Annotated in this window: 12 protein-coding genes and 2 CRISPR repeat arrays; of the genes, 2 read left to right on the plus strand and 10 right to left on the minus strand. The window is 57.4% G+C overall.

What is annotated here, in order from left to right:
* Window positions 1-17: 17 nt before the first annotated feature.
* The 4 genes from ntrC to glnA form a co-directional block, all read right to left on the minus strand.
* Window positions 18-1445 (minus strand): nitrogen regulation protein NR(I), encoded by a 1428-nt coding sequence (ntrC, locus tag HVA01_RS07450; protein ID WP_146874465.1) that lies wholly within the window; start codon window positions 1443-1445, stop codon window positions 18-20.
* Window positions 1438-2499 carry a nitrogen regulation protein NR(II) gene (gene glnL / locus HVA01_RS07455; protein WP_146874467.1) on the minus strand — a complete coding sequence of 354 codons (1062 nt, stop codon included), beginning with the start codon at window positions 2497-2499 and terminating at the stop codon, window positions 1438-1440. Before glnL ends, ntrC begins: the two co-directional genes overlap by 8 nt.
* Before the next feature lie 222 nt (window positions 2500-2721).
* Window positions 2722-3252, minus strand: coding sequence for a DUF4124 domain-containing protein (locus tag HVA01_RS07460; RefSeq protein ID WP_246129538.1), 531 nt, complete (start codon window positions 3250-3252; stop codon window positions 2722-2724).
* Between the two features lie 83 nt (window positions 3253-3335).
* On the minus strand, window positions 3336-4742 hold the full coding sequence (gene glnA / locus HVA01_RS07465; protein ID WP_146874471.1) for a glutamate--ammonia ligase: 1407 nt from the start codon (window positions 4740-4742) through the stop codon (window positions 3336-3338).
* Window positions 4743-5270: 528 nt separating this feature from the next.
* On the opposite strand from glnA, the gene HVA01_RS07470 reads away from it, so the two are divergent.
* Both HVA01_RS07470 and HVA01_RS07475 read left to right on the plus strand, forming a co-directional pair.
* The gene (locus HVA01_RS07470) at window positions 5271-5912 is read left to right on the plus strand and encodes a hypothetical protein (protein ID WP_146874473.1); all 642 of its coding nucleotides are present in this window, start codon (window positions 5271-5273) and stop codon (window positions 5910-5912) included.
* A 319-nt stretch (window positions 5913-6231) separates the two neighbouring features.
* Window positions 6232-6537 (plus strand): hypothetical protein, encoded by a 306-nt coding sequence (locus tag HVA01_RS07475; protein ID WP_146874475.1) that lies wholly within the window; start codon window positions 6232-6234, stop codon window positions 6535-6537.
* A gap of 179 nt (window positions 6538-6716) precedes the next feature.
* Window positions 6717-11193: a CRISPR direct-repeat array (repeat unit 28 nt; unit sequence TTTCTGAGCTGCCTGGGCGGCAGCGCAC).
* Between the two features lie 70 nt (window positions 11194-11263).
* Window positions 11264-16875: direct repeats of the CRISPR family, unit length 28 nt; unit sequence TTTCTGAGCTGCCTGGGCGGCAGCGCAC.
* 129 nt (window positions 16876-17004) lie between these two features.
* Here the strand turns inward: HVA01_RS07475 and cas6f are convergent.
* The 6 genes from cas6f to cas1f form a co-directional block, all read right to left on the minus strand.
* The gene (cas6f, locus tag HVA01_RS07480) at window positions 17005-17574 is read right to left on the minus strand and encodes a type I-F CRISPR-associated endoribonuclease Cas6/Csy4 (RefSeq protein ID WP_146874477.1); all 570 of its coding nucleotides are present in this window, start codon (window positions 17572-17574) and stop codon (window positions 17005-17007) included.
* A 3-nt stretch (window positions 17575-17577) separates the two neighbouring features.
* Window positions 17578-18633: a type I-F CRISPR-associated protein Csy3 gene (gene csy3 / locus HVA01_RS07485; RefSeq protein WP_146874479.1), complete on the minus strand. Its 1056-nt coding sequence runs from the start codon at window positions 18631-18633 to the stop codon at window positions 17578-17580.
* 18 nt (window positions 18634-18651) lie between these two features.
* Complete coding sequence (gene csy2, locus HVA01_RS07490; RefSeq protein ID WP_146874481.1) at window positions 18652-19635, minus strand: type I-F CRISPR-associated protein Csy2; 984 nt, start codon at window positions 19633-19635, stop codon at window positions 18652-18654.
* Entirely contained in the window at window positions 19632-21020 is a 1389-nt protein-coding gene (gene csy1, locus HVA01_RS07495) for a type I-F CRISPR-associated protein Csy1 (RefSeq protein WP_146874483.1), read from the minus strand. Before csy1 ends, csy2 begins: the two co-directional genes overlap by 4 nt.
* A gap of 446 nt (window positions 21021-21466) precedes the next feature.
* The gene (gene cas3f, locus HVA01_RS07500; protein ID WP_146874485.1) at window positions 21467-24796 is read right to left on the minus strand and encodes a type I-F CRISPR-associated helicase Cas3f; all 3330 of its coding nucleotides are present in this window, start codon (window positions 24794-24796) and stop codon (window positions 21467-21469) included.
* The gene (gene cas1f, locus HVA01_RS07505; RefSeq protein WP_146874487.1) at window positions 24793-25767 is read right to left on the minus strand and encodes a type I-F CRISPR-associated endonuclease Cas1f; all 975 of its coding nucleotides are present in this window, start codon (window positions 25765-25767) and stop codon (window positions 24793-24795) included. Before cas1f ends, cas3f begins: the two co-directional genes overlap by 4 nt.
* Window positions 25768-25886 lie beyond the last annotated feature (119 nt).

The raw sequence follows: 25886 nt of genomic DNA on the forward strand, positions 1-25886 counted from the left end.
TCGCTTTCGAGCAGCGGTTATTCGTCTGCCAAGGCCGGTAGCAGTGTTTTCAGTTTGCGAGTAAGCGTATTACGCCCCCAGCCAAGTAACTCAGCGGCCTCGCCCTTGCGTCCGCCGGTATGTTTAAGCGCTGTTTCAATGAGAATACGCTCGAAATCAGGCACCGCTTCTTCTAATAGATGCGTATGGCCCTCTGCCAGCGCATGATCGGCCCAATCCCGAAACGCGGTGCGCCAATCGCCGTGGGCACTGCTCTCGGAAGCGCTGGTCGAACGCAGCTCAGGCGGCAGGTCTTCGACCAGAATTTCCCGCCCAGACGCCATCACGGTTAGCCAACGGCAGATATTCTCTAACTGGCGTACGTTACCCGGCCAGGTTAGCCGGGTTAAGTGAGCTTCCGCGTCGCTGGTGAGCACTTTGATATCGGTCGACAGCTCTTTCGCTGCCTCGGCTAAAAAGTGCCGGGTCAACCGCGGGATGTCTTCACGCCGCTCGGCCAACCTCGGTAGATGAATGCGGATTACGTTTAAGCGGTGGAACAAATCCTCCCTAAAACGCCCGTCTTCGACCAACACTTCTAAATTTTGGTGGGTGGCAGCAATGATACGCACGTCCACTTTTATCGGCGTATGGCCGCCCACGCGGTAGAACTCACCGTCCGCCAATACACGCAATAAGCGCGTTTGTGTTTCAGACGGCATATCGCCTATTTCATCTAAAAACAGCGTACCGCCGTTGGCTTGCTCAAACCGCCCTTGGCGCTGCTGAGCGGCGCCGGTAAAGGCCCCTTTCTCATGGCCAAACAGCTCCGACTCAATCAAATCGCGGGGAATCGCCGCCATGTTTAAGGCGATAAACGGCTTTCCTTCCCGTGGGCTGTGCTGGTGAAGCGCCAAGGCAACGCGCTCTTTACCGGTTCCCGATTCACCGTTAATTAATACCGTGATATGCGAATGGGAGAGACGGCCAATCGCCCGAAACACCTCCTGCATCGCTGGCGCTTCGCCGATAATTTCCGCGTTTAAACCTTCCGGCACGGTTACCGGGCGCTGGCGTTCGCGGGCGTGAGCCACGGCGCGGCGCACCAGCGCCAGGGCTTCGTCAACGTCAAACGGTTTGGGCAGGTATTCAAACGCCCCGCCCTGATAAGAGGCCACGGCGCTGTCGAGATCAGAGTGCGCGGTCATTACAATGACCGGCAGATCGGGATGCGCTTCGCGCAATCGGGCCATTAAATCCAAGCCGTCGATACCCGGCATACGAATGTCGGTGACCAACACGTCCGGGGGGCTTTCCAGCAAGCGCTCCAGCGCCGTATCGGCACGCTCAATACATTCCACGTCTAGGTCGGGCTGTGCTAACGCGCGCTCTAGCACCCAGCGGATAGCGCGGTCGTCATCGACAACGACCACCCGCGCAACATCATTACGTGCAGCCTCAGTCATGACGCTTCTCCGGTGAAAGTAAGACCATGGGAATCAATAAACGAAATTCGGTATGTCCAGGACGTGAGTCGCATTCGATCAATCCTTGATGTTGGTGCAAAATCGACTGAGCGATAGAGAGCCCCAGGCCGCTGCCTTCCGAGCGCCCCGACACCATGGGGTAAAACAGCGTTTCCTGAAGCGTATCGGGCACGCCAGGGCCGTTATCGATGACGGCGACTTCGCTGACCAAACGGTGGCGCTCGGCGCCCAGGGTAAACTGGCGACGGGAGCGGGTGCGCAATATCAGGGTCGGCTCCGGCGTTTGCGCATCGTTCATCGCCTGCACGGCGTTGCGCGCCACATTGAGCACCGCCTGAATCATTTGCGCTTCATCGCCGGAAAGGTCGGGCAGGCTAGGGTCGTAATCGCGGCTAATCGACACGTTGGGATGCTCGGCTATCAGCAACGCTCTCACGCGCTCAAGCACCTTGTGAATATTCACCGGCTCATGCTTGACGATGTAGTTGGGCCCCAACATGGAGTCGACCAGGTCGCGCAGTCGGTCCACCTCTTCGACGATAATGTGGGTGTATTCGCGCAACGCCGGATCGGCTAAATCCCGCTCCAGCAACTGCGCGGCGCCGCGAATGCCACCCAGCGGGTTTTTCACTTCATGAGCAAGGCCGCGGGCCAACACCTTGATGGTCTCTTGGCGCGTGGTCAGTGCCTCCTCGCGGGAGATTTGCATCAACCTGTCGCGGGGCTCTACTTCTAAAAGCAGCTCGTCGTCTGATAACGGCGTTACCGTGTAGTCAACGGTAAGCGGTTCGCTATTAATTAACGGCGTAATCCGCGCTTCCCGCTGGGTGTAAGGGTGAAACGCATCCCGCGCTTTCGCTAACACCTCATCAATACTGTCGTCACCGAGGAGCGTGTCCAGGCTAATGCCCTTCACACGGCTGAGGCTGACCGCCAATAAAGCTTCGGCCGCGGGGTTCATCCAACGCACGCGTAGCTTGCCATCAAGCAGCAACACAGCCGTCGTCAGGTGTTCAAGTAAGCGCTGGTGCATGGTGGTGTCCTGATAAATCGCGTCTTCCATCGCCGTTACAGACCTACAGGTGGATGATCAATGTGGCAGTTGCAAAAAGCGCGCCAATTAACCATTAGCGCCTATTTGCACGGCTTATGGGCATAGCCTTCGCGCGAGCTGACTCGTTTTAGCGCACTGACGGAAACGAACCGGCTGATTGTTGCACTATTTTAGTGCATGCTATTTTTTAAGAAGACGGCTTTAAGGCACCGTGATCATCACTGCCGCGGTGCGGTGCTGCAGCCGTTGGCTGCTGTCCAATAGCTCAGCCTGAAGCTTATAACGCCCCGCCGCCAGCCCCGTTAGCCAGAAAAAATCGCTGTGTAACGCTGACTGGCTGACCTCACCGTTCACCAGCAGCCGCACCTGATGGTCGTCGCGCAGCGGTGGCGCAATGGCGATTTCCACGGCGGTCATTGCCTCATCCAATCGTGCGCCTTGCTGGGGCAAAGCAATCGAAAAGTGGTCGTAGGGCATAAACGGCTGCCCCGGTTTGCCACGCGGACGCACACCGCCTGGCGTGGCCGCTTGTCGCCTGGCCGTCGTTGCCCTTAGCGCTGGCGGCAAGCCCGGCAATGGGGCTAGCTCTAGCGCCTCGCCCCCTTGGCCGGGCTTATCGGTAAAGGTTACGTTGCCATGCTCATCGGTGACGCGGTAAACCGTTTGCCCAAACGCCGCTTCGTCGAGGTTCAATAGGCTAACCGCCAAACCCAGCGCGGCCACCTTGGCCATTCTGCTTTTCCCCATACCGCCTCTGATAAGAAAAAACCCCGCCGAGGCGGGGTTTGAGCACTATTGGCTACCCACAGCGCTGATTAGCAGCTGTAGTACATATCAAACTCAATCGGGTGAGTCGTCATGCGGATACGCTCAACGTCTTCCATTTTGAGCTCGACGTAAGCGTCGATCATTTCGTCGGTGAACACGCCACCTTCGGTCAAGAACGCACGGTCAGCGTCGAGGGCTTCCAGCGCCTGATCCAGGCTGTGCGCCACGGTCGGCACCAACTTACCTTCTTCCGGCGGTAGGTCGTAGAGGTTTTTATCCATGGCATCGCCAGGATGGATCTTGTTTTTGATACCGTCGATACCGGCCATCAACATGGCAGCGAAGGCCAGGTAGGGGTTGGCGGTCGGATCAGGGAAACGCGTTTCAACACGCTTACCTTTCGGGCTTGCGGTATAAGGAATACGGATAGAAGCCGAGCGGTTACGCGCGCTGTAAGCCAGCATCACCGGCGCTTCAAAACCCGGCACCAGACGCTTGTACGAGTTGGTGGAAGCGTTGGTGAAGGCGTTCAGCGCACGGGCGTGCTTGATGATGCCGCCAATGTAGTAGAGCGCCATTTCCGACAGGCCAGCGTATTCGTCACCGGCAAACTGGTTGGTGCCATCTTTCCAGAACGACTGGTGAACGTGCATACCTGAACCGTTATCGCCCACCAGCGGCTTCGGCATAAAGGTAGCGGTTTTGCCATAGGCGTGCGCCACGTTGTGGATCACGTACTTCATTTCCTGCACTTCGTCAGCTTTCTTCACCAGCGTGTTGAATCTAACGCCGATTTCGTTCTGACCCGCGTTGGAAACCTCGTGGTGGTGCACTTCCACGGTCTGACCAATCGCTTCTAGGGTGTTACACATAGCGCCACGGATGTCGTGGAAGCTGTCTACCGGGGGCACCGGGAAGTAGCCGCCTTTAACGCGCGGGCGGTGGCCCAGGTTGCCGCCTTCGACTTGACTGTCGGTTGCCCAAGCGCCTTCGTCCGACGTGATTTTGTACATGGAGCCCTGAATGTCAGACTTCCAATGCACTTCGTCAAAGATAAAGAATTCGGGCTCAGGGCCGAAGAAAGCAGTGTCGCCTAGACCGGTTGACTGCAGGTAAGCCTCTGCACGCTTAGCGATGGAACGCGGGTCACGGTCGTAGCCCTGCATGGTGGCAGGCTCGATAATGTCGCAGCGTAGCACCAGAGTCGCGTCTTCGGTGAAGGGGTCGAGGTAGGCTGAGCCATCCTCAGGACGCAGAATCATGTCGGATTCGTTAATGCCCTTCCAGCCATTGATGGAAGAGCCATCGAACATTTGGCCGTTTTCGAAAAACTCTTCGTCAACGTCGCGGGCTGGCACAGTGACGTGCTGTTCTTTACCGCGGGTGTCAGTGAAACGCAGGTCTACCCACTTAACATCATGTTCTTCAATTAGCGCGATGGTCTTGGCTGACATAGTGTCCTCCGGTATGAGCGTGGCTTAAAGCTAACGACAGTAAGCTACCGATAAATGTGTTGTTCGACAAACTACGTGCTAAACCGCACGTTTGTCATTCTTGTTCGCTCAACGTTTGCTGGCATTGGTGCACAAACCGCTCAGCGAATATTTCAAACCGGCTATCGTTTTAGCACGCCGCAGGGCTTGTGCCTACGGCCCGCTAGCCGCTGCAAATTGCAATGCAGAGATTATGCCAACACTGCACCAATATGGCATAAAAAAATGCCAACCAATTGTTTTTTAAGCTTTTAAAAATACGCCGCAATGCTTCTTCATGACGCATAAGGCCGTTATAGGGTGTTGCGCAGCGACTCAAAGCCTGTCAATGCACCAAAATAAAACAAAAATAAGCGCCGTTGACTCAAAATAGTGCACAAAAAAGCCAACACACTTTCTTGTTTGCAAACTTTTCTCTTGCTACTTAAATAAACCAACTACTACAATAAATTACAAATTGACATATTTGATCACAGCTGGAGTCAGCAAATGGGATCGGTTTGCTTTATCGTTGACGCCGTCGTCACGGGGTCGATGTTGCCACGGCATTTACAGTCCATTCGTGACTCTGGCGTGGCCGATCATTTATTGCCTATTTTTGTGACCGGCGCCTATACACAGCCACGTTTGGCCGATATAGAGCAGCGTTACCACACTCACTTCCTCATCACCCCGCAGCTGCCGCTCGGGGCACGGCTTAATAAAGCCGCGTTTGCCAGCCAAGCTGAATGGCTAATCATTGCGCTACAAAAACAGCCGCCCTCAGCCGCGCTATGGCACTCGCTGTATCCCCAGCTGACCACCTCAACACTCGATGCCTTAATCATTGGCCTTAAACAGCCTTCGCTTGCGGAACGTATTCTGCGACGCCTATTGGCCACTACGCTGCTATTACCGCCCTACATGGCCGTTAGGCGGGTGTGGCTTGAACGCTTAGGTGGGTTTGACCCTGAGTTTGATGGCAAAACCGCTATCGATGATTTTATACAGCGTTTACGCGCCTGCCCCACTCGGCTCAAAAACTATGATGGCCAACAGCTTAGCCAAATAAATGAGCCAGAAAACGACACCCTGCTCAACCTACCTTGTCTTATGGCTGCATCGCCAGATGAGGGCACACACGCCCCGTGATTAACCTGCCGCTATTCAGTCACTCCCCACCGGCGCATCCGTTCCCTGCAGCCTGATCCATTCAGCTGTTGAATAGATAAAGCCATCGACACGTTATTGGCGTGTCGATTTACATGATCCAGCAAACATGAAATAAAAAACGGCCATACCGCCGTAAGCGCGCCACCAATGGATCTCTTCCTATTGGATGGTCACAATGAACCCGCCCGTAGCGGAATTAGCCGAAAACCCGGCTCGCTAAGCGTTGAAGCAGCCCGCGCTAAAGCTAAGCGAGGCGTAACGCACTACACTCAACAGACATTCATCCAGGACGGCAACGATGCATCAACATATCGAATGGGACGACCCCGGCAGCGCCAGCGTCATGCAGTACTTCAAGAACGACCCCAACCACGACGGCCAGCCTGCCCCTGGCGACATTCTCTCCGCCCGGTATTCGCGCGCCATGGTGCGTATCAAAGTAGACGCCTACCGCGAAGATGACGCCGTCAGCATTGGTGAAGTCGTCGCCATCATTGATTCAAACGGCGAGCGCCATCAGCACCATAACAAACTTGAAGTTGGCCATATCGTCCGGCTACCCGACGACAAGCGCGCCCTGGAAACACCCCCGCAAGAGGATTAGGGCTTAGCGTTTTCTAAACTCAACAGACACAGCCACCCAACGCGGTGGCTTTTTTGTGGAAATTTACACAGCGCTTCAGCAATACACGCATTACAAGCCATGCACTTTCCAAGTAGCGCGTGGTAAGCCTCAGGCGCGCCCGCGGAAGCACCGCGCAGCGGTGCCATGGTAAGCCAGCTCTCCAAAACTGCCTGGGCGGCAGCGCACGATGCAGCCCCGAACATATCCAGTGACGCAATTTTCTGAGCTGCCTGGGCGGCAGCGCACCGAAGGGCAACCGGACGAGGGCGCGTGGTCTTTTTCTGAGCTGCCTGGGCGGCAGCGCACGATGGCGGAGCCATCAAAGGTCAAAATCCCCATTTCTGAGCTGCCTGGGCGGCAGCGCACTTCTGGCTTTGAATATAAACGGACTATTGATTTTTCTGAGCTGCCTGGGCGGCAGCGCACGATAGCCGCCCTGTTGGGCCGCTCCATTCTGATTTCTGAGCTGCCTGGGCGGCAGCGCACTGGGGCGCCAGCCACGGCGCACCTTCCTTGAATTTCTGAGCTGCCTGGGCGGCAGCGCACATATTGAGATAACCGCTCCATGGCCTCTTGTCTTTCTGAGCTGCCTGGGCGGCAGCGCACGGACAGCGTGCGACCGGCAACTGTCATCGAATTTTCTGAGCTGCCTGGGCGGCAGCGCACCGGTATTGATCACCAACATCTACACCGCCATTTTTCTGAGCTGCCTGGGCGGCAGCGCACGGACATGGGCCAAGAGATCATAGATCATCGAGTTCTCCTTTTCTGAGCTGCCTGGGCGGCAGCGCACAGGAACGACCTCAGACTCACCTTTGTGGTTAATTTCTGAGCTGCCTGGGCGGCAGCGCACAAAAGAAGAGCGCCGAGAAACCTAGCGGTGGTTTTCTGAGCTGCCTGGGCGGCAGCGCACACGTTGCCGAGCGCTACGACATCGCCCTGTAATTTCTGATCTGCGTGGGCGGCAGCGCACGCGTAACGTGGTTTTTGCTCGGTGTGCTGACATTTCTGAGCTGCCTGGGCGGCAGCGCACAACCCCTACTTAATGGCGGCGGGTGCCGGCATTTTCTGAGCTGCCTGGGCGGCAGCGCACGGCGGTCACGGCTTCCAGCATGGCTTGATTGCTTTCTGAGCTGCCTGGGCGGCAGCGCACATGGACATCCGTTCCTTTTCCGCCAGCAAGTATTTCTGAGCTGCCTGGGCGGCAGCGCACCAGCTAACCGTGCCTTGGAGCGGTAGCGGTGTTTTCTGAGCTGCCTGGGCGGCAGCGCACATGTTGTCAATCTCAAACGGCCCGCTGGTGGCTTTCTGAGCTGCCTGGGCGGCAGCGCACGAGTTAAAGGGTTTGATATTGCGATTAAAAATTTTCTGAGCTGCCTGGGCGGCAGCGCACTCAGAATCGGCTATGTCCAGCATTCGGCCGCTTTTCTGAGCTGCCTGGGCGGCAGCGCACCCAAATTCATCGGTTGATATAAACGTGCTCCATTTCTGAGCTGCCTGGGCGGCAGCGCACATTACTATCCCGCTGCACCTTATTTTGTGTAATTTCTGAGCTGCCTGGGCGGCAGCGCACCGATCATGGGGCAATCGGCGCTCATGGTGCAGTTTCTGAGCTGCCTGGGCGGCAGCGCACGCACGCAAACAAGGTCGGTAAGGGTTCCGCTATTTCTGAGCTGCCTGGGCGGCAGCGCACTTACGAGCGCTTGGAAAGAACCCACTGCTACATTTCTGAGCTGCCTGGGCGGCAGCGCACTATGCCTTTGGACTATCCGGCATCATTGATGATTTCTGAGCTGCCTGGGCGGCAGCGCACAGCTTGTGCTCCCAGATAAGCGTTTCCATGATTTTCTGAGCTGCCTGGGCGGCAGCGCACATACCAGCGCGATAGCTGCTTATCAAGCCGTATTTCTGAGCTGCCTGGGCGGCAGCGCACGTGGTGTTACCGATCAAGAGGGCGTCCCGTTATTTCTGAGCTGCCTGGGCGGCAGCGCACAATACCGCCCGCAAGCGTTGCCCGCACGTTTCTTTCTGAGCTGCCTGGGCGGCAGCGCACCCCAAGACACGTTTAGCCAGTACACCGGTATTTTTCTGAGCTGCCTGGGCGGCAGCGCACGAGTAATTAAACGCACACTCTCTGAACACGTATTTCTGAGCTGCCTGGGCGGCAGCGCACGCGGTGCGTCACAAAATGCGCCTGGTCGTCATTTTCTGAGCTGCCTGGGCGGCAGCGCACAAACATCGTAATGCAGGGCGTTAAATTCTATGTTTCTGAGCTGCCTGGGCGGCAGCGCACTAATTACTACGGTGATGATAATTGTTTCGACTTTTCTGAGCTGCCTGGGCGGCAGCGCACATTCCCGGCCAGCGCTTGACCGCTGAAGATTTTTTCTGAGCTGCCTGGGCGGCAGCGCACATGCAAACAGCTTAGATTTTTTGTCTGTTGTTTTTCTGAGCTGCCTGGGCGGCAGCGCACGCTTACCACAGGTATTGGCCCAGCTTTCCCCTTTTCTGAGCTGCCTGGGCGGCAGCGCACCAGGTGAAAGGCGGTCACTTCGCACTAGTAACTTTCTGAGCTGCCTGGGCGGCAGCGCACCTGATGACTAGCGAGGCGCTCGATACCGTGATTTTCTGAGCTGCCTGGGCGGCAGCGCACTGGTGCAAAGCGACCGCGATCACGAACCGGAGTTTCTGAGCTGCCTGGGCGGCAGCGCACGCGGTGTGCTGGTTGGGATGGGAGTCTGTATTTTTCTGAGCTGCCTGGGCGGCAGCGCACATCATTTGCCCATTGCGGCTATAGCCGTTAATTTTCTGAGCTGCCTGGGCGGCAGCGCACGTGACGCACATACAGCTCACTCGGCTAGGCTATTTCTGAGCTGCCTGGGCGGCAGCGCACGCCAAGGCGCATCGCTGGGAGAAGCAGTGTTTTTTCTGAGCTGCCTGGGCGGCAGCGCACCGCCGCAAAAAATACACCACGCCCGGTAATCTTTTCTGAGCTGCCTGGGCGGCAGCGCACCAGATCATTAGCGCCGTACAAAACGACCTTATTTTCTGAGCTGCCTGGGCGGCAGCGCACTAAAAGCTACGCTTCGCCATGTTTGCCGCATCTTTCTGAGCTGCCTGGGCGGCAGCGCACACGCTCACCTTGGAGCAGGTCGGCGTTCTCCTTTTCTGAGCTGCCTGGGCGGCAGCGCACCGGAAAGCAATTTAATCAATTGGCTATGGATATTTCTGAGCTGCCTGGGCGGCAGCGCACATCTGCTCGCCCTGCGCGATCTTCTGCGGGGTTTTCTGAGCTGCCTGGGCGGCAGCGCACTGCAGAGGGTGGCTACTTAGCGAATTTTGGTTTTTCTGAGCTGCCTGGGCGGCAGCGCACGGCAATTGGGAATATGACGGCAAGCCGGTCAATTTCTGAGCTGCCTGGGCGGCAGCGCACCGAGTATTGTCATTAGCGCCCCTGGCGTTGTATTTCTGAGCTGCCTGGGCGGCAGCGCACCGCTACTTCATGGGTAAAGTGTTCGGCAACACTTTCTGAGCTGCCTGGGCGGCAGCGCACGTGGCGCGCTAGGCTTTGGCGGTGGCGAGGTTTTTCTGAGCTGCCTGGGCGGCAGCGCACATTCTTCCACGCCAGCGTTAGCGACTTGTGCTTTTTCTGAGCTGCCTGGGCGGCAGCGCACGAAGTCGTCTATCCCATCACTTATGCCGTCATTTTCTGAGCTGCCTGGGCGGCAGCGCACGGCTTAGTGTCAAGCTCAACGGTAATGTTGCCTTTCTGAGCTGCCTGGGCGGCAGCGCACGCCATGTGGCTATTGGGCGAGCGCTCGACGGTTTTCTGAGCTGCCTGGGCGGCAGCGCACCGTTCATCTCGCCAACACTAATATGCAGAGATTTTCTGAGCTGCCTGGGCGGCAGCGCACCCAGTAAACTCTTTTACCCGGTCGACGCCGTTTTTCTGAGCTGCCTGGGCGGCAGCGCACAAATGCTGGCAGCGCTGGTAACAGAGCTTGAGTTTCTGAGCTGCCTGGGCGGCAGCGCACTGCCGTTTTGCCGCCCAACTGCTGCGCCTTCTTTTCTGAGCTGCCTGGGCGGCAGCGCACGCGCCAGGCACCACATAGCCGGTGGCATTGGCTTTCTGAGCTGCCTGGGCGGCAGCGCACGGCTTTTTCCCCTTCGATCTGCACCTGTGGCATTTCTGAGCTGCCTGGGCGGCAGCGCACCCAAGCGGTGCGCTGCTATCCGTCGTGACTATTTTCTGAGCTGCCTGGGCGGCAGCGCACACAAAAGCACATTAGTACGAATGTACATAGGTTTTCTGAGCTGCCTGGGCGGCAGCGCACCGCCCACTCGCCTTTGGTGTGAGGCAGCAACTTTTCTGAGCTGCCTGGGCGGCAGCGCACATCTCGCGGCTGCTCATTGTCGCTTGCGTAGTTTTCTGAGCTGCCTGGGCGGCAGCGCACTTTAGGCGCGCTTTTTCTTCATCTTCGCCAATTTTCTGAGCTGCCTGGGCGGCAGCGCACGCCGAGATCGCGCTAAAAGAAGGCCTGACCATTTTCTGAGCTGCCTGGGCGGCAGCGCACTGCGGTTTGGTTGGCGTCATCAATCTGCTGCTTTTCTGAGCTGCCTGGGCGGCAGCGCACGTAGAGTAGTTCGGAGAGCTGCCTGGGCGGCAGCGCACGCTGTAATTCAGGTCTTCTTCTAGCTTCGTCAGTTTCTGAGCTGCCTGGGCGGCAGCGCACGATGTCGCTAACTGGGATCAGTTCAGCTGGTCTTTCTGAGCTGCCTGGGCGGCAGCGCACCCTCTAGGATGGCGTCTGTGCTGCCTGGGGTTTTTCTGAGCTGCCTGGGCGGCAGCGCACGAGCAGACGAGGCGCCCATACCGCATGATCGGTTTCTGAGCTGCCTGGGCGGCAGCGCACTCAACGTAGCGCATGCCCGCAATACTGGAAATTTTCTGAGCTGCCTGGGCGGCAGCGCACCATAGTCTCAAGCACCTCCGCCTGCTTAATCATTTCTGAGCTGCCTGGGCGGCAGCGCACGCTTTGCGTTCCTTCTTCTTGGCTTCTTCTTTTTTCTGAGCTGCCTGGGCGGCAGCGCACCGATAGCGCGGCGCGGGTAGTGGGCGCGGGTGGTTTCTGAGCTGCCTGGGCGGCAGCGCACGAAAGTTATCTTGATGTATTTGATGCCGAAGTTTTCTGAGCTGCCTGGGCGGCAGCGCACGCTTTCCCGTTGGCGGCGATGAAGAGTTGCATTTTCTGAGCTGCCTGGGCGGCAGCGCACCTGCATGGCACTGCCATGGTGTGGCGTGGCCCTTTCTGAGCTGCCTGGGCGGCAGCGCACTGAGAGCGCTAAGAGCAAGCCTGTAAGAACGATTTCTGAGCTGCCTGGGCGGCAGCGCACTAGCCATAGATAATAATTTAAACATTGTTTGTTTTCTGAGCTGCCTGGGCGGCAGCGCACTGGATGATTTTAACGTTTCATCATTGCTTGAATTTCTGAGCTGCCTGGGCGGCAGCGCACATTGCTGTGAAGGGCCAGTAACACACTGGAAGCTTTCTGAGCTGCCTGGGCGGCAGCGCACGTCTAGTGATATTCGTCGTATTTTCAGCGACATTTCTGAGCTGCCTGGGCGGCAGCGCACCTTTTCCAAGCGTGTCTTTAGTTCAGTCTTTTTTTCTGAGCTGCCTGGGCGGCAGCGCACAACTGCTGGGCAATGTCGCAGGGGGCAACGCTTTTCTGAGCTGCCTGGGCGGCAGCGCACCGTCTTTCGCGGCTGCGCCTGGGGGCGGTAAATTTCTGAGCTGCCTGGGCGGCAGCGCACAGACCCGGTAGAACGGAAGCTGGCTCGGAACTTTTCTGAGCTGCCTGGGCGGCAGCGCACTCCGGTACAACGCTTTACTGGTCAGTCAATGTTTTCTGAGCTGCCTGGGCGGCAGCGCACCACTGCATGTGCTTTCGCTCATTCCGCATTGATTTCTGAGCTGCCTGGGCGGCAGCGCACTGCTGAGCAATGATATTATTGGTCGTGTGGGTTTTCTGAGCTGCCTGGGCGGCAGCGCACATATAACGGTATTCGCGGGCGGCAATCTGGTTTTTCTGAGCTGCCTGGGCGGCAGCGCACGGCGGCTATGACCGTAACGATTGCCCTGCACATTTCTGAGCTGCCTGGGCGGCAGCGCACTGCTGCAGTACGCCCAGCCAGCACATAACGGCTTTCTGAGCTGCCTGGGCGGCAGCGCACTTTGTCGTTTAGCTCTAACGCGCGCTTGAGCTTTTCTGAGCTGCCTGGGCGGCAGCGCACATCCAGGCGAAAGCCCTAACCAAAGGGCTAGCCTTTCTGAGCTGCCTGGGCGGCAGCGCACAATGCTTAGTGAGCGCTGGGGGATGACCAAGCTTTCTGAGCTGCCTGGGCGGCAGCGCACAAACTCCAAATGCGTCGCCGCAATAGATGCTTTTTCTGAGCTGCCTGGGCGGCAGCGCACGGCATTGCGCGCAGGCGATACGCTTGTTGTGTTTTCTGAGCTGCCTGGGCGGCAGCGCACTTGTCGGCATGGCGTCCCAGCTGCTCGATCACTTTCTGAGCTGCCTGGGCGGCAGCGCACATTCGCCATGGGTCTCACTCCGTTCGCTGTAATTTCTGAGCTGCCTGGGCGGCAGCGCACTCGAGGCAACGGGTAATTTTATTATCCCGGATGTTTCTGAGCTGCCTGGGCGGCAGCGCACCGAGAACAGCCGCACTCTGGACATTGTTTGGTTTTCTGAGCTGCCTGGGCGGCAGCGCACATGTCAACTTGCTGCTGACTCCGGCGGGGATTTTTCTGAGCTGCCTGGGCGGCAGCGCACATATGGCGATTGCCCTTTGCCTGTAATACGCTTTTCTGAGCTGCCTGGGCGGCAGCGCACGAGAACTCGCGCCCGGTTACGGCTTTTATAGTTTTCTGAGCTGCCTGGGCGGCAGCGCACTCGGCAAGCGCATCAATCGCCACGTTCTTAAATTTCTGAGCTGCCTGGGCGGCAGCGCACGCACACGTACCGGCCGATAAGCATCAAGCCGTTTTCTGAGCTGCCTGGGCGGCAGCGCACGTCGAGCGTTGGCCATGAGGGGTACCCGTTCTTTTCTGAGCTGCCTGGGCGGCAGCGCACTGTGCCGGTGATGCGGACGCGGGGTTCCCATTTTTCTGAGCTGCCTGGGCGGCAGCGCACTACCCGAGTGATAACACGCTCCGTTTCTCTCGTTTCTGAGCTGCCTGGGCGGCAGCGCACGAAAAACCATTGATTTAGTGTTGTTTTGGAAATTTCTGAGCTGCCTGGGCGGCAGCGCACTATACCCGCGATGAAATGAGCGAAGCTTGCAATTTCTGAGCTGCCTGGGCGGCAGCGCACCAGATACCAGTTGTAAAAGCCAGTTTGATATATTTCTGAGCTGCCTGGGCGGCAGCGCACACTTACCGGCCTGTAAGACCTGTCTCAGCAAATTTCTGAGCTGCCTGGGCGGCAGCGCACAACAGTAGCGGCGATGCTGGGTCAATTCGTTGTTTCTGAGCTGCCTGGGCGGCAGCGCACCCACCTTCCAGAATCATCGGCTTGTGGTTGTTTTTCTGAGCTGCCTGGGCGGCAGCGCACGATCGTGAGCGCGAAGCGGGCGACGTTGTTTATTTCTGAGCTGCCTGGGCGGCAGCGCACGTTGCAGTGGGGGCAGCTCATTGCCTGCAGGTTTTCTGAGCTGCCTGGGCGGCAGCGCACGTCACTTGCTTACATGAACTCTATAGCGCGCTTTTCTGAGCTGCCTGGGCGGCAGCGCACTGGGCGCCGTGTATCCGGCGGGCAGGCGATGCTTTCTGAGCTGCCTGGGCGGCAGCGCACCATGAAGCTGACCGGCTCTTGACCATCTTCCATTTCTGAGCTGCCTGGGCGGCAGCGCACGACGTGGCGAACGTCGCCATCCAGATTGATTCTTTCTGAGCTGCCTGGGCGGCAGCGCACTCCGACCCCTCAGCGCTGGGCATGATTAACAATTTCTGAGCTGCCTGGGCGGCAGCGCACTAAGCACCTATCGGGGCTTTCTTTTTTCTATTTTTCTGAGCTGCCTGGGCGGCAGCGCACCAAGAGCACTTGATAGGGCGCGTTCTGCGAGGTTTCTGAGCTGCCTGGACGGCAGCGCACAGTGGGTGGCCGCGCATTACGGCGTGGCGCTGTTTCTGAGCTGCCTGGGCGGCAGCGCACTCTGTCAACCTGCGTACGGTCCGCCTCCTGCTTTTCTGAGCTGCCTGGGCGGCAGCGCACAATGCCACCCGCGAAGAGCGCGACGCCATATCTTTCTGAGCTGCCTGGGCGGCAGCGCACGCCAGCCGTTGAGCCTATCCCTGATTTCCAGTTTTCTGAGCTGCCTGGGCGGCAGCGCACGTGCACACGTATGAATGCGCGGGCTTTGACATTTTCTGAGCTGCCTGGGCGGCAGCGCACTCCTCCTTGATACCCATCACTAGGTTGCTATTTTTCTGAGCTGCCTGGGCGGCAGCGCACGAGAGCCAGATGCTGACTTGCTGGTTTTTCAGTTTCTGAGCTGCCTGGGCGGCAGCGCACGTGATAACAGGTGTGCCGTGGTATTCGATATATTTCTGAGCTGCCTGGGCGGCAGCGCACTCAAGGCGAAGGGCGACGATGGCGTATGGAAATTTCTGAGCTGCCTGGGCGGCAGCGCACAGGCTCGCAAACGTATACGCACGATTTCGACTTTTCTGAGCTGCCTGGGCGGCAGCGCACCCCGGTTGCAACGGTAGCCCCGCGATTGACACTTTCTGAGCTGCCTGGGCGGCAGCGCACGCTTAAAAGCAAAAGCTGCTGCCGTGGGTAAGTTTCTGAGCTGCCTGGGCGGCAGCGCACAATGGCCCGCTGCACCACATGCTGGGCACCCTTTTCTGAGCTGCCTGGGCGGCAGCGCACCTGGCCGAGCTACGCCGGTTGCAGTGGGAGCTTTTCTGAGCTGCCTGGGCGGCAGCGCACGTGATTGGTTTATTGATGTGCTGCTGCCCTCATTTCTGAGCTGCCTGGGCGGCAGCGCACGCCGCCTTTGTGCCAGCATTAGCCGACGACATTTTCTGAGCTGCCTGGGCGGCAGCGCACGCTGGTAAACACCCTGCTTAATCAGTAAGTATTTTCTGAGCTGCCTGGGCGGCAGCGCACATTGCCGACACTGAGCGCGAAGCTATCCGCCTTTTCTGAGCTGCCTGGGCGGCAGCGCACTCGGCCATGTCGAGCATTCGCCCGCTGGATTGTTTCTGAGCTGCCTGGGCGGCAGCGCACTGATCTTGAATTTGACGCGGGTCAGTCACAATTTTCTGAGCTGCCTGGGCGGCAGCGCACCAGACGCTCTGCAAGTTGGAATTGCTTGCGTTTTTCTGAGCTGCCTGGGCGGCAGCGCACGCCCTCTAGCGACTGCACGAACGTACCGAACTTTTCTGAGCTGCCTGGGCGGCAGCGCACCAAGGGGCATCGCAAAAGCCTTGATCGCTGGCTTTCTGAGCTGCCTGGGCGGCAGCGCACGGCGCAGTATTCGCCAACGTTGACGTTCTCGGTTTCTGAGCTGCCTGGGCGGCAGCGCACACGCCGTCTTGGACGTGCTAGCGCCGGGGTATTTTCTGAGCTGCCTGGGCGGCAGCGCACCGCCGCTCTGGCCGTTTGAGCGTCAGTCAGCATTTCTGAGCTGCCTGGGCGGCAGCGCACTCAGCTTTTAATTCCTCTGCGTGGATTGATGCTTTCTGAGCTGCCTGGGCGGCAGCGCACGTGACGCTTGCTGGTTAGTTTCGCTATCTCGCTTTCTGAGCTGCCTGGGCGGCAGCGCACGGGCTGGTAATTAACGGCGGTATCCATATCGATTTCTGAGCTGCCTGGGCGGCAGCGCACCTAGACAGCTGGCAGATAAAAGCGTTTTTAATTTTCTGAGCTGCCTGGGCGGCAGCGCACGGCAAGGATCGTAAGCGGGTAGACGCGTTCACTTTCTGAGCTGCCTGGGCGGCAGCGCACGCGCTGACGGACCCCAAAGAAGTAAAGCGTCGTTTCTGAGCTGCCTGGGCGGCAGCGCACAGTGGTCGCCGGGCCAGCAGGGCGTATCTGTTTTTCTGAGCTGCCTGGGCGGCAGCGCACGCAACATCAATGCTCGATGCGTGCATTCGGTTTTTCTGAGCTGCCTGGGCGGCAGCGCACAGAACGCCTATCGCTTCCAGGTGGTCGCCAATTTTCTGAGCTGCCTGGGCGGCAGCGCACGGTGCCACAGTACCCCAAGGGTCACGCAGGAATTTCTGAGCTGCCTGGGCGGCAGCGCACTAGAGCTTACTAAATTTAACATGCTGATTGTTAAAGAGCATTAGCCTAAAAAAGCGGTATCACCCTTTTTCGAGCGATACCGCTAAGTCACTGATTATTGGTTACCTATTTTCATGTTGAAAAAAAGGGTCAAAACCACGGCACGGTAGCGTTACTGCTTAATCCATAGTGGTTAAACGCTCCCGCCACCGAGCTTTCTTGAGGTTTGCTGTGTTCTATAAACAGACAAAAGCGCTGCTGGGTAGAACGGCTATTGATCTGCACAAAGGGCAGCGCAATACGGCGTTCAGCCAACTTGGCGTAAATTTTCCGCGCCTCTTCTTCTGAAACATTGTGCCGTTTGGCGTAGCGCTTGGCACGGCTTGGGCTGCCCGTATTGAACTGCTTCCGCGCGACGTTGAAGTGCTGTGCATTAGCGGGCACAACAAGCAACTCACTGACTTGAGTGTGGTCACGCATGCCAGTTAGCCAGTCAGACGCCATCAACTGCTCCAGCCGTGTCTGGGCACCATGCAAACGCAGGTGGTCACCTAACTTGCGAGCGCGAACACCTTGTTTATGGGCTGGAAAGCTAACGCCTAGCTCCGTTGCCTGTAGGTCGAACAGTGCCCGATGCAGCTTGTTGTAGAGCGCCTCCATCAGCATCGCCGGCTTAAAGTCAGGATCAGGTCTTAGTCGAATATCAATATAGTGATCCATAGCTTACCCCGCATCGCCGAATACACCGCCCCGAATCAGGGTTGCCATTACGAAATGCTGCTGCTCGACGGGCGGCACTTGGTCTTTTAATAGCCAGCTATCCAGCAGGTTGTAGAAATCTAACTTCTCTTTTCCTTTACCCGGATTGGGCTGACGGTAAGCAGTGCCCTGGGTGGTTACGGAGCCGTAAGGTTCGACGGCGATGGGGCCAAGATGACTACTGCCTTCCGGTACCGGATACCAGGTATCGATGGTGCGCAGGGCATTACCAAGTTTCTGCGAGTGGATAGCCGCTTTTTTGTCGTTACCTTCACCGATGCTGTAAAGCGTCTTGCTCTTGTCACCACGTGAGCGATCCAAAATTAGTTCCTGCGACGGAAACACTTCCTGACCGGCGCCAATACGGGCGAACGCTACGACGTCCAGTAATAAGTATTGCTTGCCTGCCAGCGCCTGGGTGATGACCGCGCCCAGCTCTTGGGTCTGTTTATTACCGGTAAAATCACGGGTGGACTGCTCGAGCGCATCGAAGGTCCAGGTCTTTTCTGGCTGGCCTCCTTTCATTTGGCTAACGACCACTTCGACGTCCTCGGCGCCCATGCGGTTGCGCCACAGGAAACGGCCATTGGCTAGGTTGCAGGCATAACGATGGGCCAGCTCGTCGAAGCCGTGCTCGCTGACATAGCCCGAAACCGTTTGCGCCAGCTTCTTCTGGTAGTCGGCGTTGTTGCAGGCGGAAGGAGTACCGGCACCGGCCAGAACACGAAGCGTGAAGCGAACCGCCAGGGTATCGGCATCGTGAGGCAGGGTTGCGACGTCTACCGTTTGCAGATTAGGGTTCTCGATAGCTGCATCAAGCTTGAGCGGGTCCTGGTCTTTCGCCTTCAGACGATTGGAAATCGTACCGCGCACCGATTTTTCGCGTACCGGGATGAAGCTCCACTGCGCTGCCTGCGAGCGGTCTTCCCAGCTACCAGCACGGAATAGCGCATCGGATGGGTCGAGTTTGCGCTCGAAAGCGAGTACAGAGGCGGTTTTGAGCGTGTCGTTCTTGGCCATGTCGTTTCCCCTTAATGATTAGTCTTGTGTCAGCGTATTGGCGTAGTCGTTTTGCAAACGATAAATCTCGCGATCCAGGTCGTTCTCCACGAACCACATCAGGTCGTCGGGCTTTTGAAAGCGATGCGGGCTGACCCACTCGCCGATGGAGTAGAGGCTTTCCACAAACTGAAACGGCACTTCGCCATCGCGAGCATTGGCGACCTCTCCAGCTGTGTACAACGCCGAGATAGCACCGTAGCCAACTGGAATCGGCACCAGCCAGCCGGGATAGGGTCGGCGAACGTCCCACCGCACGACCTCTTTTTCCTTGCCATCTTTTTCGTCCTTTACTTGCTCGACGCGGCACTCATGATTCAACCGGGAAAGGTCGAGCCAGGCATCCAAAGCGGTGGCGCTTTCGTCCTGCGCTTTTAGCGTGGCGGTATGTTTGGTCAGCAGGTCATCGCGCAGCACCAGTGCAAAGCCGGGCAGAAGGCGACGTTTGAGACGTTGCCACTGTTTTTTCCTGTCTGATTCAGTGGCACTAAAGCTAATCAACTCGGGGCGATAGCGCTGTCGAACATCAAGCGAAGGCATGACGCTGCCACCCGCAATACGCATAGCCTGAACCTGCTCGTATAACGCTTGAGCAATGGCGCGGCGGCGCTCGGCGCTGCTGAGGTCGTCACCTTTTGACTCAACACCAATCAATAGGCTGACTTCCAGATGCGCACGCCCTTCTTCAACAATGGCGGCTGTAGAACCACTCTTGTCGACAGGATTACGCGTTAGGTGAAACGCCTTGATGAAACCACCTTCGGTCACTTGTGGCTCGATGTGGTGGCACACCACGCCAATCTCGTTAAAGACCAGCTTGATGTCGTCAGGCAGGTTGCGCTCCAGCACTTGTTGAACGCCTACAAAAGCGCTCATGGCGGGAAAGCCCCAGGTCATCGGGCTGGAAATGGCGTTGGCGTTCTGAATGCGCAGATGAGGGAGTAAAAGGAGATAATCAATCATGGGGACTCTCCTGGGAGGCTTTCCTCGTCGTCGCGCAAAGCATCTTCTATATCTTCCAACTGGCGTCGGAATTTTTCCAAAACCAGCTCAACCTTGTTCGCCCAAAATTCATGCTCCGGGTCACCCAAGATGATCTTCATACGTTTAGTCAGCGTATTTTTCAGCCAACCCGCGACTCGCTGAGAGATCTCTTCATGCCAATCAGACTGACGTCGTGCGCTTGCAAAATCGGGGTCCAGCTCGCTTCGCCCGGGGTCGAGCCAATAGCATTCAGCCGTTACCAGACGGCACTCGCTCTCTTTTGACCAACCCGGCGTTAAACGGTGAAGCTCATGGGTAAACATCAAAAGCTCATCGGATAGCATTGCCGTCAGGTCGTCGTGCACATCCCTGTCCTGATACGTTTTCCTTGGCGCTTTTCCAGCCAAGGCGCGCCGCTCATCCTCTTGCATATTCTGTTTTATCCAACTGACCAAATCGTTGATCAGTTGGCGGACCGGCGCTCGTCGGCCAAAGCGTGGCAGAACCGACTCCGTGCGAAGCGGCGGGGTTACGTCACGGGAAACCCAGTTCGGCGGGAGCGAGGCAAGCAGATAGTTCTGCCCGCCACGCTCGCTGTTAAGCTGAGAAATATTCTGCGGCTTGGTGCCGCCCAGCTTCTGTACGGCCAGGTTGAGGTAATCGCTGTAGCCACCTTCGAAAGCAGCGCTATCGCGGCGGGCCTTGCGCCCAGTTTTGGCGTGTTCGCCAAAACGTGCTTCGCTAAGCCGGGCATGAAACGGATGCGTCAAGGCGGTGGCATAAAGCGGCGCTAATAGATGATAGCTGGCGTCATCAGCAGGCTCGTCGCCCACCAGCCAGTACACCTGTTTACCCCGCGCATGCGAGCTGGGCATCCCCTTTGGCTCTACGATATTGGCAAAGGCGTGCGCCCATTCCTGCGCTTCTTTACGGTCCTTGCTGAGCACATTGATCAGCTCACTATCCTGGTCAAGCGCCCGCTCAAGCAGTGAGCGCCCCTGCCATTGGAGCTTCAAAAACTTGTAAACATCGAGCGCGGCTGCGTTGCCGACCACGTCGCCCTGGAAGTCGTCAGGCAGGCAGTGGCTACCTACGAGATCGCCATGGTCAATCGAGGAGGGTTCGACATAAAGATTGGTGCCCTTGGCATCCGGGTGGACCGCCTTGAGCGAGTGTGTGACGACCTGAAGCTGACTGACACGCCGCGCGGCATCAGCAAGCCATGTTGGCGGCGCGAACTGTTCTTGCAGCTTGAGATGGGCGGGATCGTCCGCCGCCATCTTATCTGTCTTGGTCGCAAAGCGGTTCTGAATGAAGGAATCAATCAGCTCCCGCAGTGAACCAGGGGGTTGGGGTTCTGACATAAGCTCTCTGCCCTAGTTGGGGTACATGCCAATGGCATGGCATAATGAACCCCGAAGCATTGCTGCCTCGGGGCTTGGATATGGACAGGCCTAAACCCGTCACAGGATTATTATCTTGCGGTGGTGCCTAGCCACGATGCATATCCTCCTGCCCTCACTGTCCCAGAGAGATTGGGGCCAACCCATCAAGTCAGCATTAATTCGCTTCAAAGTGGGGCACTGCCATGCCCCACGCTTTCATCCTACATCTCTTGATATTAAATAATCAACCATTACGGCGTATTGATTTGCGATTAAAGAGATAAATAAGATACTCAAATCGATTATAGGTACAATCGAACTCCTGTCGCAAGACAGCTAAGAAAATTACTGCGTATTGATTCGCGGTATAGGTACTTACGTTGCCGCACAGGCAGCTACAGCCAGCTTTTATAAAGCTGGCTGTTTTATTTCTTCCTCACAAACCCCAGTGCAGGATGGAAGTGCCATCCGTAAGGGGCGTAGTCGGTTTTCAATCGGATGCGGCCAAAACGCTTGGCACAGCGCTCAAGAGTTATGTCCATAGCGTCCGCCTGCTCAACGAGTGCGGCCATGTAATCGGGTTCATTCCAAGGTGTGACGCGCGGGTTTTCCAGTAGCTCATCCGGTAGCCGGTCTAACTCTCTTTCCACGAGCGTCAGTGTCTCCTCAAGGCCGTTTTGCTCTACGCGGCAAAACAGATAGTCCTCTTCCGCTTCGTTCGGCATCAAAACGAACTCGCTTTCCTGAGCGTTATCATCACGAAACGGCGCGTGCTGTAGGACGATGGCGCTTAGTGTCATCGCGGCAGGTCGATAGAAAAGGTAAGCACCGAGCTCGACTTTTGACGTCTCGCCTCGTCGTTTACGGCGGCTTTGCGCGCTTGGCTGCTGCGCACCCTCGACCATCAGTGAGGTCAGCCGTGCGTGCTCCAGGTCGACCAGCTTACCCGTGGGGTCGAGTGTTTCTGCAAGCGTCAGACGTGGGCGTGAATCGATGGGGTCGATTTCGTTTTCACGCAGTAAGGCGGTGAGCCTGTGTGCACTCAGTGGCCAAAACTGCTCGGTCTCGAAACCTGGGTGGCTAAAGGCGGGCCGTCGTCCTTCAAGATGTTTCACGTTGGTGTCGAGCAGCGCGATATTGGGTGCATTGATAGCATCTGGACGATGGCGTCGAACGCGCCCGGCAAGCTGAATGATCGAGCGCATGGAGGAAGGCTCGGCTATTGCCCAATCCGCATCAAAATCCCTGCCAGTTTCAATCACCGGGGAAGCCAAAACGATAAATAGATGATCCTCGGCGTTGCCGCGAAGACGACGACGAATATCGGTCAGATCAAAAACGGCGTCCGGATCACGACGATCCAGTACTTGATCCAGTTGGTGCTCCAACCGCGAGCGCAACAGTAATGGAAACTGTGAGTGATAGACGCACAGATGAATCTGCATCCCTTCGGGGATTTCCGATCGATAAAGCGCCTGTGCCACGGCGACAAGCGGCGCAATATTGGCCATGCGCACCAGCCCGAAACTGACCCGCTTATCGCTTTGCGGGTCTTTCGTGTGATGCGCCTCGTGCAGCGCGGTGGCCTGATCAATCACTGTTTTTGCTAAGACGCCGGCAATGTCGTCGAGCGGTGAAGGCGCTGAGAAGGGAACGAGGTAGCCACGCCGCAGTGCTGGCTGCGATGCAAGCTTGGCAGCGCGTTTGCGGGCAAAGGCATCGTGCGCGGCATCGAAGTGAGCACCGTCAGCACAGTTTTCCTGCGTGCAGCCATGCTCATCGAACCAGGCGCATACCGGCTCAACCAGCGCCCCCGGCTCGCCACGATGGCGCTGGTATTCAGCGCGGCCTTCCCTGTAGGCGTCAAACAGGCCGCGTACTAGCGCGGGCGGCAGCGTGGCGGAGGAAAGCAGCACCTTTGAGCCCAACATGCCTGCCCAATACACTAGACGTGTGAGCGCGGGCAGATCATCGATATCGAAATCATCTGGCTCATCCAGTACCAAGTCGCTACTCATCAACCTCAGCATCGGGGCGATTTGATGGCCGCCGCGTAGGCTTTCGGTGGCGGGTATCAGATGATCGATGGTGGAGACAAGGATGGGGGCACAGATCAAGGAGCGGGCGCGAGGGTCGGCAACGGCCTTGTTTAATACAGGATGCGAATTAACGTTGCCTTCGAAATGCACATGGCTTTGTTCGTCTAACAAATCAGCCCGGGAATCTGAGCCACCTTGCGACTGCTGATGTTCGAACAATGCGCGGCTGGCCGAGCCGCCCACGCGTACCGCGAGATCATCGCTACCCAATCCCAGGCGTTCACGATAGGCCTGCCCGGTCTGTAGCGTCAGGGTACGCAGCCCCAGTGCAATTGAGAAACGCGCCCCAAGGTCAGGCTCGCTTAAGCCGTAGATGATTCGCCCGTTGGCAATCGTCTTGCCGCACCCAGTCGAGGCCATGTTGATACCAAAAAAGCCTTGGCTGCGGCTTTTCTCGCGCAAGCCTACGGCTAAATCATAGGCTTTATCCTGCCAGCGAAAACGAGGGTTTTTACTACGGGCCTTGAAACCTTTATGCCCAGCAATGCCACTCATCGCCTTGACCATATCAGGCAGGCGGTGGGTAATTTCGCCCACTGCACGCGTAACGCCGAGTAGATGCTCCGTCAACGGCTGACTCATCTGGCGCTTGCCGTTAACCGTGGCGGTATTGGCATAAAGCACCTTTTCCCAAGGGCCGGATATCCGCCCTGCCCCAGTCAGGCTGGAATAGTGATGGTCGGCCAGCATTAATGCCATGCGTGCCAGGTGCATTACGTAAGGAGATTCAAGAGGCGGCACGTCGCTGTGGAACTCTCCTAACTGACGAGCCAAGCGCTGCGCTCGCTCTCGCCACGTTATTTCTGTTACTGGCAAGCCGTGGGGAAAGCGCCAGTAAGGAGCAATCTCTTTCTCTAAAGCGGGCTCCACCCGCTCGTTCCATGCGGCGGTGATGTCTCTTGGTAGAGTGGGCAAGTTGCCCGTATTGACCGGCGCTTTAGCGCCTGACCACTTTTGGGTGATGTCGTCATCTTCGTAAGCGGGCAACGCCGGTAGGCGGTGATGGCTGACGATCAACCAACCAATCGCCGCCGCTAAAGGGGGTAAATGGTCGAAGGGGGGCACTTGCCCTGAACCATCTAGTCCGTCACAACGCAACCGTTTGAGCCAGCTGGCATCGTCGCTTTGCGTGGGGTTTTCAAGACGTGCAAGCCACGCGGCATCGTTATCCTCGCCAACGAAGGCTTCTAACAAGCGCAGCGATAGCCATTCATGGCGATAGCGATTACGGCCTTCAAGCTTTCCCTGCAAGCGAAGCTGAAAAGCTTGGCTGGCCTTACCCAAGTCATGAAAAAGCGCGGCCATGGAGGCCAGCAGGTGAATTAGCCGCCCACTGTGCCAATCGTTCTCGTCTTCTGCACGCAGGATATTACGCCGTGTGGTATTGGTCGGTGTGGCGCCGCGCCTATTAAACCGTGAGGCATCCCCCACCACCCATATCAGCTCGCTATGGTCATGACCACGAATCCAGTGGCAGGCGACGGCGGTATTCTTGCGGGCTTTTTTTCGCAGTAGTTTACGCAGCGTATCCAACCCGGCTTGGGTGATCGGTGTTTGCCAGGTGCGATCACCGCGACGTTCGGCAAACTGGTCTAGGATGCGCCGGGTCTCCTTGAGTGCGTTCTTGTTGCACTGGGAAATAAGCAGCACGTTCATTGCTCACCGCTCCCCAGATCCTGAGCAACGTTCTTGAGCGTATCAATCATGAAGTCGAGCGATTCGGTGCGGGTGAGGCGCTCAATGCAGGCCTGTCGAAACTCCTGCTCTTCGTCGCCGCGCATGGCGGAGATAAACGCCTGAGGCAGGATCACCGCGTCTTTGACCAAATCCGCCACATCAAACACCAGCCCACCCCGGCGGGTTTTACCATGCAGCACGGCAAGCCCGTGGGGAATGCCCAGCACCCAGGTGGCAGTCGCGGCCAGGCCGTAAGCCAGATAGTTGCCATGGTCGAGAAAGCGGTTGGCGGGGTCAGCGCCTAAGCCACGCTTGGCACGGGTAAAGTCGCCGTAGTCGGTGGCATTGACCGCCAACTTGAAGAGCGTTTTGGTTAAACGCGCTTCTAACGTCAGCAGATCCATGGTGCTGGGCGCTTGTGTGATCGCTTGGCGGTGGTGAATAAGTGCGCTGTGCAGATGCTCTTTATCAATGCTGAAGCCGGCATCTTTCATTACACGGTTTGTCCAAAGCGCCTCAATACGGTTTAAACGGGCTTGCTGAAATGCACGGGCAGCGTCCAGACGTTTTGCATCATCAAACCAGAAGCGCACCCAATACTGTAAATACTCCGTGGGCCGATACTCGCTTTGCGGGGTCAGCCAGGCAACATCGACATCGATCTCGTTGGCGGCAAATAGCGGCGTGCCACCGCCACCGCAAAAACCAACCAATACACCCGCTTTCGCCAGTTCGCGCATGGCCGCCTGGGTAATTGAGGTACCGGTGCCCAGCAGTATTGAGGTGGTGTTGGCAATGGGGATATTCCAGTAGCGGGATTTACTGCCCTCATCGGTGACGTACTCCACCCGGCCACCGTTGACCAGCACCCGGCAGTGCTGCAAGTAGTAGAGGTTAGCGCGCTTGGAGTGAAGAATGGTTTTTAGGTCATTGGGTGAAAAGTCATCCATGCGGCGCTCCTGGTTATCGTTTTACCCATCTAACCATTCTTGACCCCACCACGCCATTGACCTTCGTCATCCTTCGCTAACCCTGAATCTCCTCTCGCCTCATTTGATGTCATCGCTAC

Source organism: Halovibrio variabilis (assembly GCF_007991175.1).
GTDB lineage: Bacteria > Pseudomonadota > Gammaproteobacteria > Pseudomonadales > Halomonadaceae > Vreelandella > Vreelandella variabilis.

Excerpts from the sequence above, each read along its gene's own strand:
- cas1f (WP_146874487.1), bottom strand. The coding sequence starts at position 25,767 with ATGGATGACTTTTCACCCAATGACCTAAAAACCATTCTTCACTCCAAG.
- HVA01_RS07475 (WP_146874475.1), top strand. The coding sequence starts at position 6,232 with ATGCATCAACATATCGAATGGGACGACCCCGGCAGCGCCAGCGTCATG.
- csy3 (WP_146874479.1), bottom strand. The coding sequence starts at position 18,633 with ATGGCCAAGAACGACACGCTCAAAACCGCCTCTGTACTCGCTTTCGAG.
- HVA01_RS07470 (WP_146874473.1), top strand. The coding sequence starts at position 5,271 with ATGGGATCGGTTTGCTTTATCGTTGACGCCGTCGTCACGGGGTCGATG.
- cas3f (WP_146874485.1), bottom strand. The coding sequence starts at position 24,796 with ATGAACGTGCTGCTTATTTCCCAGTGCAACAAGAACGCACTCAAGGAG.
- glnL (WP_146874467.1), bottom strand. The coding sequence starts at position 2,499 with ATGCACCAGCGCTTACTTGAACACCTGACGACGGCTGTGTTGCTGCTT.
- csy1 (WP_146874483.1), bottom strand. The coding sequence starts at position 21,020 with ATGTCAGAACCCCAACCCCCTGGTTCACTGCGGGAGCTGATTGATTCC.
- csy2 (WP_146874481.1), bottom strand. The coding sequence starts at position 19,635 with ATGATTGATTATCTCCTTTTACTCCCTCATCTGCGCATTCAGAACGCC.
- cas6f (WP_146874477.1), bottom strand. The coding sequence starts at position 17,574 with ATGGATCACTATATTGATATTCGACTAAGACCTGATCCTGACTTTAAG.
- ntrC (WP_146874465.1), bottom strand. The coding sequence starts at position 1,445 with ATGACTGAGGCTGCACGTAATGATGTTGCGCGGGTGGTCGTTGTCGAT.
- glnA (WP_146874471.1), bottom strand. The coding sequence starts at position 4,742 with ATGTCAGCCAAGACCATCGCGCTAATTGAAGAACATGATGTTAAGTGG.
- HVA01_RS07460 (WP_246129538.1), bottom strand. The coding sequence starts at position 3,252 with ATGGCCAAGGTGGCCGCGCTGGGTTTGGCGGTTAGCCTATTGAACCTC.